Raw genomic sequence first — 12,056 nt, forward strand, 5'->3', positions numbered from 1 at the left:
AAGGAGCATGGGAATGGAGAAGCAACTGACAGTCGTTGATCCGGTGACAGGCCAGTCGCGGCAACTGACCCGCCTTGAGATTGCGGATGCAATCACTCGCTTGCAACCTAGGCGCCAAGTGGAGGCCGGTCAGACGATCAAGGTGGCTTTTCTGGACATTCCTCCGGACTATGCGACCGGTTCGCTGGAAACCTACTGGGCTAAATACTTTCCTCAGGTCAATCGGAGCAACGCCAGCCCCGAGTGGGTTCAATACATACAGAACGAGTATCGAGATGCGAAGCTGATACAGGACGGCTTTGCCTCTATTCCTGTCGAGCAGCGGCAAGCGATATTCAATCAAGCCATCAAGGCATGGCAGTCCACGTACGCCAATGTCACGTTTGAGCTCGTGTCTGATCCCGCACAGGCAGATGTTCGCGTGGGCTTGTCGGGTAATGTCAACATGAACTTCTCTCCAGGCTCGCTCCCTGATAGGCCGCGGCTCGGGGATGTCTTCTTGAACACGTCGATGTCGGCGTTGGCACAAGGGCTCACCGCAGACCAAGCTTTGTCGGCAATGTTCCATGAGTTCGGGCATGTACTGGGGCTCTCACATCCGACACTCGATGGCCCGTTGCCAAGTGAGTACGGGAAGCAGCAATACGCAGCCATGTCATACGGGACGATCTTGGGCGGATTCCTGCCCATGACGCCCATGCTCTTCGATGCCCTGGGCCTTGAAGCAATCGGATTGCTCAAGGAAAACGTGAACGTTGGCGACGGGAGCGTCTACAGCTTCTCCAACGCTGATCAGGGCAAGCTCCTCATAGACAACGGCGGTGAGCACGACAAGATCGATGCAAGCGCAACGACCACCGACAACGAAATCGATTTGCGCGCCACGGATTTCAATACCGGAAAGGCTTACTTCAGTTCGATCGGCGTGGGCGCGGGCAAGTACAACGTTGCCATCTACGAAGGAAGCCAGATCGAGGATGCTACCGGCGGGAAGGGGAAAGACCACATCATCGGGAATGACGTGGGAAATGTGCTGAACGGCGGGAACGGTGACGGTCGTGCCGACGTGCTTGAAGGCGGGAAGGGTAGTGATACCTACATCTTCAACGGCGCATTCGGAAAGGACACTGTCCGGGATTCTGATGGCTCGGGCAGCATCCAGATCGATGGCGTGACCCTGAGCGGTACGGCCCGAGCCAGTGGCAGGTCCGGCTCTGGGGAGTGGGTCCTAAAGCAAGGGGGAAGCACCTATCGACTGAAGCTGAGAGCCGCAGCCAATGGCACGGAATCTCAACTGGTGATCACCAAGGATGGCGACACGAAGAACAGCGTCGTCATCGAGAAATTCAACTTGGCATCCGCCCTGGAGAATCCCTACCTGGGCATCAAGCTTGCCAAGAGCACGGTCGTTGCGATGGAGGGGACAGGAGCGAACCCGCTGGAGGACCCCGACTTTGATCCGGCTTCGGTGGCGGGCAGCAGTATCGTTCAAGAAGGTGCGGGCAAGACGGTATCCTTTTACTTGGGGCGTCCTGCTCGTGCGGGTGAGACGCTGACGCTTTCGCTCTCGGAGCTGGCGGGCAAGTTTCAGGTCGTGCTGGGCGACAGCACGGTCCCGATTGGCGACGCGATCATCGTCCTCAAAGAGGGGCAGACCTCTGTGTCCGTTGCACTGATTCAGGTCGGCGATGTCGATGAGGATGGCAGCGGAAATCTCACGGCAACCCTGCATGGATTGGATGGAGATGTCACCTCCAACGCCTGGGGGATCGAACTGCGTGACGGAGGTGATGCCGTCAAGACATTCAACGGCGACCAACGGGCCCTGATCAGCGGCATTGAAGCAGACTTCAATGTGCACCCGGGCGATCCTGCCTTCAATACCTACAACTGGGGTGCCACGCAGTGGGCTGTGGACGGGACGCTCGTTGGGGGGATCGTCGAGGAGGATTTCAACGACGTCATCTATGGCAGCGATGGCAAGGATCGGATGAACGGCCTGGGAGGTAACGATGCGTTGGATGGTCGAGCCGGTGACGACGTACTAGATGGCGGCGTGGGAGATGATTTGCTTGCCGGCGGGGCGGGTAGCGACACCATCCGGGGCGGCGCCGGGAAGGATGTGATCCTGAGCGCCACCGGCTTGAGCGTGTTTGCCCGTCAGCCGGATGACGAATGGGCGCCGCCGGGCGGCGCGACCACCTGGATCCAGGGCAGCAACTGGGGTGTCTATTCCAGCGGTGGCAGTGGCCGAACGATCGAGGGCGGTGGTTCTATTTTTATGGACACCGCCGGGGACTTTGTCGACGCGGGTGACGGCGACGACATCGTCATTGCGGGGCGCGGCAACGATCACATCCAGGGTGGTGACGGTGACGATGCGCTTTGGGGACACGGCGGCGATGACGTCGTTCTGGGCGGGGACGGCGCCGACGCACTCAACGGTGACGGGATCAAGGATTCGGGCTACTACCAGACTGTGGCTGACGCCGAGCACGGCAATGACTTTCTCGACGGTGGCGCGGGCGATGACGACATCACGGGCGGCGGTGCCAATGACGTGTTGTACGGCGGGTTGGGAGCAGACCTGCTGTGGGGGGATACCCGCAGCGAGGACGAGCTCACTGGCGAATTCCATGGGGAAGACTACTTGGACGGCGAGGCCGGAGATGATCAACTCGTCGGTGGCGGCAAGGACGACGTGCTCTTCGGCGGCGTCGGCAACGACAACCTGTGGGGCGACAACGATTCCGAAGACAAGCTGGCCGGCGAATTCCACGGGGATGACTACCTGGACGGCGAGGATGGCAACGATCAGCTGATCGGCGGTGGGGGGAACGACACGCTGCTTGGCGGTGCGGGCGCCGATGTCATGCTTGGCGACGACGATGCCAGTCAGCTGGAGGGCAAGTTCCATGGCGCGGACTACTTGGATGGGGAAGATGGCGACGATGAGCTGACCGGTGGAGGCTCGGACGACACCCTGCTCGGCGGCGCCGGAGACGACTCGTTGCTCGGCGATTCCTACAACGAGACCGACCTGGCTTCAGAGTTCCATGGGGACGATTACCTTGATGGTGGTGCCGGGGACGACCAATTGGTCGGCGGTGGCAAGGATGACGTCCTCTACGGTGGGGCCGGAAAAGACCGCATGTGGGGTGACCACGACAGCTCGGAAAAATTGGCTGGCGCAGCGCACGGCAACGACTACCTGGACGGCGGCGCGGACGACGATCTGCTGTTCGGTGGCGGCAAGGACGACACGCTCATCGGCGGCGACGGTGCAGACGAACTTGTCGGTGATCTGGTCGAGGCGCAACTGGCCGGCGAGTTCCACGGGGATGACACGCTGGACGGTGGAGAAGGCAACGACCGCCTGTTCGGGCTGGGGAAGGACGACACGCTGCTTGGCGGTGCCGGCAACGACCTGCTCATGGGCGACGGGCAGGTATCCGAGCTCGCCGCGCAGTTCCACGGTGACGACTATCTCGACGGCGGCGATGGGAACGATGCTCTCTTCGGCGGCGGCGGCGACGATGTGCTCATCGGTGGTGCCGGGGACGATTTTCTTTCCGGGGAAGACCAGCAGAGCACGTTCTCGACAACAACGCTGACAGGCAATGATGCGCTCTATGGGGGCGATGGCAACGACACCTTGGTCGCAGGCGCGGGCAACAACTACCTGTCCGGCGACGAGGGTGACGACTATCTGTGGGGGGGCGCGGGCGACGACGTTCTGCTCGGCGGCAGTGGTAACGACTTCATCCGCTCGGGCGCTGGCAACGACACCCTGAACGGCGGGGAAGGGGCGGACTTCTACTACGTCGCTCTCGGCAGCGGGGCAAAGCATATTTCCGACGTGGATGACGGCTCGCACAACGTGCTGGTGCTCGAAGGCGGGTTCAACTTTGGGCTGGTCCGGCTCTCGCTCGGCTCGCTCGTGATCGGCGATGCGACGGGCACCACCGAGATTCACCTCGACGGCGTCGACTATGACGACCTGGCCGGAACCTCGCCTGTTCAGGAAATCAGGTTCTCCGACGGCGTGACGATGTCCATCGCGCAATTGCTCGATGCCGTGCCCATCGATATTCCAACGACGGAACTCGCCGATGTGGTACGCGGCACTTCGGGCCGCGAGGTCATCCATGCCCTGGCCGGCGACGACGTGGTCGACGGCAGGGGAGGCAACGACTCCCTCGATCTTGGCGAGGGCAACGACATCGGTCGCGGCGGCGACGGCGATGACTTCGTTCTTGGCGCCGGAGGTAATGACCAGCTCTACGGCGACGCCGGAAAGGATCGCCTGGAGGGCGGCACAGGTGACGATCTTCTGGACGGTGGCTCGGGCGACGACAACCTTCTCGGCGGAAGCGGTGACGATGTGCTCCTTGGCGCGGCCGGCAACGACGAGCTGCTAGGAGGCGATGGTGTCGATACCTTGAATGGTGGAGACGGCAACGACGACCTCGACGGTGGCACGGGCAACGATGTTCTTGAGGGGGGCGCGGGAGATGACGTGCTGCTCGGGGGCATCGGCGCTGACCAACTGAATGGTGGCGGCGGGGCCGACCGTCTCGACGGTGGCCAGGGCGCAGACGCGATGACGGGTGGCGCGGGCGACGATGAGTACCACGTCGACGATGCCGGCGATACCGTGAGCGAATCGCAAGGTGAGGGCCGCGATGTCGTCTTCACCGGCATCGACTACATGCTGGCCGAGAACCTCGAAGACCTGCGCATCCTGCAGGGCTCGCAGGCCACGCACGCCACCGGCAATGCCGCCGACAACACCATCGTGGGCAACAACGTCCTCGGCAGCACGCTGTTGGGCATGGCGGGCAACGACATCATCGACGGAGGCGCCGGCAACGACCTGCTTGATGGGGGAGAAGGCGCCGATATCCTGGCGGGTGCTGCCGGCGACGACGAGTACCACGTGGACGACGTCGGGGACCAGGTCAATGAAGCGTTCGCAAGCGGCACCGACACGGTGTTCGCTACCGTGGACCATGCGCTCTGGAGCAACGTCGAGAATCTGACGCTCGTGGGCCCCAACGCCCTGGAAGGCACCGGCAACGGGCTGACCAACGTCATCACAGGCAACGCGTCGGACAACACGCTGCATGGCGAAGGCGGCGACGACACCCTTGTCGGCGGTACGGGCAACGACATCCTGGATGGCGGAAGCGGTTCCGACGTGCTGGACGGCGGCGACGGCGACGACGTGTACGTGGTCGATAACGCGCAGGACGTCATCGTGGAGGCCGCGGGTGGCGGCACCGATACGGTCAAGAGCACGATCAGCTATGTGCTGGGTGCGGACCTGGAAAACCTTACCTTGGTCGGCCAGGATGCGCGCAATGGCACCGGCAATGCCGGCGACAACGTCATCTTGGGCAATGAGTACGAAAACCGCCTGGATGGAGGCGGGGGCGAGGATCGCCTCGAGGGCGGCGGAGGCGACGACACCTACGTGATTGACAGTGCTGGCGATGTCGTGGTCGAGCTCGAGGGCGAAGGCTATGACACGGTGGAGATCGGCAGGACCTTCTCGGTCTCGGAGATCGCGAACATCGAGAACGTGACCCTGACCGGCACGCTCAACATCAATGCCACGGGCGACGTTGGCGCCAACGTCCTGATCGGCAATGCCGGAGACAACGTGCTTGACGGTGGCCTCGGGGATGACGTCATGGAGGGCGGTGCAGGCAACGATACCTACATCGTCGACGAGTACGACAACTGGATCACGGAGCACCAGGACGAAGGCATTGACACCATCGTGCGGAATTTCGACACCACCTACGTCCTTGAAGGCAACGTCGAAAACCTGACGCTCGCGGGCTCTGTCTACCGGGGCAACGGCAACGAACTCGACAACGTCATCACCGGGAACGATGCCGACAACAACCTGCTGGGGCTGGGCGGCAATGACACGTTGATCGGAGGCGGTGGAGACGATGCGCTGTTCGGCTCCGAAGGCCTGGACCTGCTGATCGGCGGCACCGGCGACGACTACTACGAGATCGACGACGCCGGTGACACCATCGTCGAGAACGCGGGCGAGGGCGACGATTTCGTGCGTTCCTCCATCAGCTGGACTTTGGGTGCCAACGTCGAGCGGCTTGCCCTGGACGGTGCGGATGACCTCTACGCCACCGGCAACAGCTTGGCCAACGGCCTCTGGGGCAATGACGGCAGCAACGTCCTCACGGGTGGCCAGGGCAACGACTTCCTCTCGGGTGGGGCGGGCGACGACGTCTACGTGTTCAACGCGGGCGATGGCCAGGACACCATCGACAACACCGACGCGCTGGGCTCGGTCGACACGCTGCGTTTCGGTGCCGGCATCGGCGAGAACGATGTGCTAGCTTTCCAGTCGGGCAGCCACATCTTCTTCAAGATCAAGGGCACGTCCGACCAGATCGCGTTCCTCGACTACTACGGCGCGAACACCCAGAGCGGCGGCGTGACGATGGACCACAAGATCGACCGCGTCGAGTTCGCCAACGGCACGGTGTGGGGCCAGGCCATGATCCAGACGGTGGTGGATCGGGCCAACAACAACCACGCGCCGACCGTCAACAGCAACTTGCCGACGCTGCGAGCAAGCCAGGGCACCCTGTTCACCTATGTGGTGCCGCTCAACACCATCACCGACCCGGACGTGTGGGATTCTGTGATCTACAGCGCGACGATGCCCAACGGTGATCCGCTGCCGTCCTGGCTGTCGTTCGATGCCCAGACGCGCACGTTCTCGGGGACGCCGACCTCGGCCAACGTCGGCAGCCTGCAGTTCGTGCTCTGGGGTACCGACAACTACGGCTCCGGCACGGGCTTCTATGTCAACCTGAGCGTCACGCCGCCCAACCAGAGCCCGGTCATCGCCACGCCATTGGCCGACCAGAGCGTGGCCGAGGGTACCGCGATCAACTACACCATTCCGTCCGGCTCCTTCACCGATCCGGACGCTGGCGACAGCCTGAGCTACGTGGCCACGCTCGCGGATGGCTCGGCGCTGCCGTCGTGGCTCAGCTTCAACGCGAGCACGCGCAGGTTCACCGGCACGGTGCCCATTGGTGCACTGGACTCCCTGAGCGTGCGCGTGACCGCGACGGACCAGGGGGGGCTTGCCGTGCAGGATGTGTTCAACATCGTGGTGACGGTGCAGAACCTCACGCTTAACGGCACCACCTCGGCGGAGACGCTGACGGGGCGCTCGGGCAACGACACCATCGACGGCAAGGCGGGCAACGACACACTGATCGGCAATGCGGGCAACGACCGCCTGATCGGCGGCACCGGCAACGACACGATGAGTGGTGGAACCGGAGACGACACCTACGTTGTGGATTCGACCTCCGACATCGTGAACGAGAATGCCGGCGAGGGCGTGGATACCGTGGAGTCGAGCGTGACCTGGACGCTGGGCGCCAACGTCGAGAGGCTGACTCTGACGGGCACGACGGCGATCAACGGCACGGGCAACGCCCTGGACAACGTACTGACCGGCAACAGCGCAGCCAACACCCTCACGGGCAATGCCGGCAACGACGTGCTGGACGGCCTGGGCGGCGCCGACACCATGAAGGGCGGCACGGGCGACGATACCTACTACGTCGACAATGCCTCGGACGTGGTGACCGAACTGGCCAGCGAGGGCACCGACACGGTGGTCTCGACGCTCACGCATACGCTGGCCGCCAACGTGGAGAACCTGCGCCTCAACGCGACGGGTGCGATCAACGGCACGGGCAACACACTCGACAACATCCTGTTTGCCGGGGCTGGCAACAACACGCTCAACGGGCTGGGCGGCACGGACACCGCCTCGTACCTCTATGCCGGCTCCGCCGTGACGGTGAGTCTGACCGTGACCAGCGCGCAGGCCACGGGCGGCTCGGGCAGCGACACGCTGCAGAACATCGAGAACCTCACGGGCAGCGCCTTCAACGACGCCCTCACGGGCAGCGCGGCCGCGAACGTGCTGGATGGTGGCGCGGGCAGCGACACGCTGACGGGCGGCGCGGGCAACGACACCTACCGCATGGGCCGGGGCCAGGGGAGCGACACGATCGTGGAGAACGACACCACGGCGGGGAATACCGACGTGGCGCTTTTTGGAGCGGACATCGCGACGGACCAACTGTGGTTCCGACAAGTGGGCAACAACCTCGAGGTCAGCGTGATCGGCTCCTCCGACCAGTTCACCTTGAACAACTGGTACCTGGGCAGCCAGTACCACGTGGAGCAGTTCCGAACCAGCGATGGCCATGTGCTGAGCGACAGCAACGTGCAGAACCTGGTGCAGGCGATGGCAAGTTTCTCGCCACCGGCAGCGGGGCAGACCACGTTGCCGCCCAACTACCAGAGCAGCCTGAATGCCGTGATTGCTGCGAACTGGCAGTGATGAAGTGCTCCTGAGAGGTAGTCCTCGTTCAGCGGAGGGCCGTCTCTGGGGAGCCGCGTCTGATACAACCCCATTGATCCGGGCAACGGCTCGTCCGGCTTTGCACTCCGGTTGGGGTTGGTTGGCATGGGGCGGTTGCCGGGCTACGGCCTCGCGAGATCGGGCGTTCGCGGGTGGTCGACCGTCTTGGAAACTTCTGTCGGTCGAGGAAGCAACGATCGGGAGCAGCTTGCATGGTGCACCTGAATTTCCACCTGGTTGCATTGCCCATTGCGCGTCGATCGGCACCCGTAAAGTGACGGCAAGCCCTGCAGGGAGCGTGGGCGAACCGGCGGGACAAAAAAGCGAGGGAAGGATGTTCGGGATCATCAGGTTCACACGCGATCTCTGTCGTAGCGCATGGATCCAGATGCGACGTCGGGCGGTGCCGTGGGCGTTTTGCGCCATCGCCACAGTCTGTCCGTCATTGGCCATGGCCTGCGATCTGCGCGCTGTCGAACTGCTTGAGCAGATCCCTCCCGTCAAGAACTGGGACGGCAAATCCGACGGCTCGGATCATGGGCCCATGTATTGGGATCCGGCAGCGCGCACGTCGCGGCTTGCGTATCTGAAGCCGTACTGGTATGCCCGTGCAGGTTGCGAAGAGCAAGCCCAAGCCGCTGCCATGGCGACGGAGAAGGGTGCGGCCTATGCGGCTGCAGGCGCCATGCGCCGCAGTGGCGAAGTCGATGTGGCCGGCTATGCGTTGCTGGAAGCCCGCGGGCTTGAGCACCTTGTCGAGCCACTGCTGGTCGCTCCCCGGCATGCGGGGCTGCTGGAAAGGTACGCGCGCAGGACGCCGAAGCCCGATGCACACGACCTTCCATCGGAGGAGGCGTTCAACCTGCTGTACAAGAAGCGGGACTATGCGCGGGCTGTTGCACTGGTCAGGCGGTTGGACCCCCAAGTCCTGCAGGACAGCGGCATGCTGGAGCTGCGCTATGCCTACGCCAACTATCGGCTGGGCCGGCGGCGAACGGCCTGGGCCCTGATGCGGCCATTTCTCCGGCCCATCCCCAACGAAATTCCCTACTTCTCGGCGCGCGCAGGGCTTGTCTACGCTTTCGCCCAGGACGGCGATGCGGACACCGCCTGGCAACTGGTGGTGCAGGCGCCCGCCTCGTATCGTGGTGTGCTCTTGCGAAACTATGTCGAAGCAAGCGGGGATTTTTCGCGTGCGCGGAAGCACCAGGCCTGGATGACGGTATGTCAACGCGCAGCCCTGGCCGCCATGGAGGGGGCCTATCTTCGCTCTATCGACCTGGCCGATCTGGGGCAGTGCGAGAAGCTCTACAGCTTCGTTCCGCCGGTTGCATCGCAACGCCTGGCCCAGCGCTACACGGCGGCTGAGCTGTACAGCATCGCAGCGATGCGGGGTGAAGGTCCGCTGTTTCGTCAGCTAGCCTGGCGGGCTGGAGCTACCAGCTACTACTACACCATGCCCACCGTCCCCGTGGCGCTCGCACTGGTGGCAGCGAATGAGGACATGGAGGCACGCAGGATCTTGCTGGATGACGCGAGCTTGCATGATGGCCGTCGGGAATTGAAGCGCGACAGGTTCTGGCCACCGTATTGGAGAGAGATCGCTGAACTCGCCGGCCCTTCTTTCGATTTCCCCGAATGGATCAGGCTCCACTTGGAGGGGCAGGGTAAGGACGATGGCTACATTCCCGACTTGGTCTATCTCGTCCAGTCCTTCGCAAAGCAGCGACCAGCCCAAGCCATCGCTTGGTATGAGGAAAATCAGGTTCAACTGAGCGAGAGGCAGAAGGGCGACGCCATCATCGGCCTGATCAGAGGCATCTTTGATGAGCCGCTCTACGACGTCAGCTCGAAGTTCAAACCCCTCGCGCCAGCCTACAAAAAGCACGCACGGAGCTGAGGCTGGTCCGGTTGGGGCGGATGGGGTGATCGGAGGGCATCTTTGGGAAGGAGATCGTAGGTCCATGCTGTGATGCACGCTCACCGAGAAGATGACGCGATTGCGCCATGAGATCGACGGTTCATACGGGGTTCCGTGACGATGGAACCCAAGCCGAGGAGTAGCCTTGCGCCAAGGGGAGTGCAGGGGACAACTCGATATCGTGGTTCGTGGAACCTTCGCCGCACAACCACCCTTGGCCGCCGGCGCTCGGCGTGTACAGGGAGGTCCCGCCGACATCCCTTGAGATTCTTTTGCCCTGTTCTCAATGAAAACCCAGAAGATCAAGCAACGTCTCGCATTTATCCATGCCTATGCGGGCCTGTACTGGGGCTTGGACCCCGGGCCGCTCGGTGCCCGCAACCCCAGGACGCGCGAGATGCTCGATGACGTGGGTGAGTTCATCAAAGGCGCAACGGCGGCCGATTTGCTTGCTCGCGGATCCATGCTTTGTTCGATCCTCGAACGCGGAACCCCTGCGCGCCCGGGGATGACTGCTCGCCAGTCCCGTGAAGCCATCGGGCACGATTTCATCGGTCTTGGCAAGGACTACGACGTCTGGCGATATGGCATCACGCTTGGGTGGATTCTCGAAAGATTCGCGCCGCCGCTGCTGGGCCTGCCAGCCGATCTACCTGTCCACGCCCGCATAGGCCTCGGGGTTCACGCGGGCTCCGTATCCACGGAGGAGAGCACGCTGCTGGAAGATGCATTTTTCTTGAACGAGCTGACGCGGGCGGCGAATGACCTCATGCTCGGCGAAGGACTCAAGGTGGCGAAGCCCTCGACGGTTGCCGAAATGATCCCGGTCCATGCATCCCTGACGAGGCTGAACATGAACGTCGCCACCTATGCCCGCTCCACGGTGCTGAGCGCTGTCGCGTTCGTGGAGTCGTTCACGAACAGTGTCGGGAGCAATGCCGCATCAACGATGAGCGGGCTTGACCCGGCTGTGGTGGAACAACTGCATGGCATGCGCAAGGGCCGATATCTGAGCCTTGAGTACAAGCTCGAGAAGTATCCGTCGCTTATCAGGGCCGACGGCGAGAGTCCTCTGCGGGTCATCGACGAAGTGCAACGCAAAGAACCATTCCGACGCTTCCTCACCGAGACGAAAGAGGTGCGTGATGCCAGCATGCATTTTGGTCCATCCAAGGCGCCTATCGTCTGCACGCCGCAGGAGTGGCTGAAGCGCGCGGAAGAAGCTCTTGAGGATGCATTGGGAGTGGCACGGGCCTTTTGGGCCGCTTGCTATCCAGCGGCTGGGCAGCCGGACTACCTGGGTCGGCTGGATGCCGCGATATTCAGGGAGCGTGCGAGCCTTCGAATCTAGCCATTCGCAGGCTGGTACCGCCGGGGAGGTTTGCTTGACGTTCTTGGGCATGTTCCACCCTTTGCCTTCACACGTACCAAAGCTGCGGGCGCCGGAAGGCAGGCGCCTTGCACATGAGATTGTATACAGTGCTGTTAATTTGAACAGTCCAACCTAACACACTATCAACGCGGCCCCACAGGGGGACAGTGGCACTCTCTTGCAGAGCCGATTTGGTTCGCACCCACTGGCGGAGCGAGAGGGATGGGACCTGCCGCCACGAGAAGGCTTGCGAACTCCTGGCGATGTTGAGTTCCGGTGCGTCGTTGGCGAGCGCGGCCCGCGAGGCGCTGATGAGATCGCCGTTGGCC

Annotated in this window: 3 protein-coding genes; all 3 read left to right on the forward strand. The window is 62.8% G+C overall.

The window, feature by feature from the left end; translation table 11 throughout:
* Nucleotides 1–13: 13 nt before the first annotated feature.
* The 3 genes from ACAM57_RS33015 to ACAM57_RS33025 all read left to right on the forward strand — a co-directional run bounded on the left by ACAM57_RS33015 (nt 14) and on the right by ACAM57_RS33025 (nt 11,706).
* Complete coding sequence (locus ACAM57_RS33015; RefSeq protein WP_369662812.1) at nt 14–8,413, forward strand: putative Ig domain-containing protein; 8,400 nt, start codon at nt 14–16, stop codon at nt 8,411–8,413.
* A gap of 355 nt (nt 8,414–8,768) precedes the next feature.
* Nucleotides 8,769–10,334, forward strand: a complete 1,566-nt coding sequence (locus ACAM57_RS33020) for a hypothetical protein (RefSeq protein ID WP_369662813.1) — start codon at nt 8,769–8,771, stop codon at nt 10,332–10,334.
* Nucleotides 10,335–10,641: 307 nt separating this feature from the next.
* Entirely contained in the window at nt 10,642–11,706 is a 1,065-nt protein-coding gene (locus ACAM57_RS33025; RefSeq protein WP_369662814.1) for a hypothetical protein, read from the forward strand.
* Nucleotides 11,707–12,056 lie beyond the last annotated feature (350 nt).

The organism is Variovorax sp. V15 (genome assembly GCF_041154425.1).
In the GTDB taxonomy this organism is placed as follows: domain Bacteria; phylum Pseudomonadota; class Gammaproteobacteria; order Burkholderiales; family Burkholderiaceae_C; genus Variovorax; species Variovorax guangxiensis.

Excerpts from the sequence above, each read along its gene's own strand:
- ACAM57_RS33020 (WP_369662813.1), top strand. The coding sequence starts at position 8,769 with ATGTTCGGGATCATCAGGTTCACACGCGATCTCTGTCGTAGCGCATGG.
- ACAM57_RS33015 (WP_369662812.1), top strand. The coding sequence starts at position 14 with ATGGAGAAGCAACTGACAGTCGTTGATCCGGTGACAGGCCAGTCGCGG.
- ACAM57_RS33025 (WP_369662814.1), top strand. The coding sequence starts at position 10,642 with ATGAAAACCCAGAAGATCAAGCAACGTCTCGCATTTATCCATGCCTAT.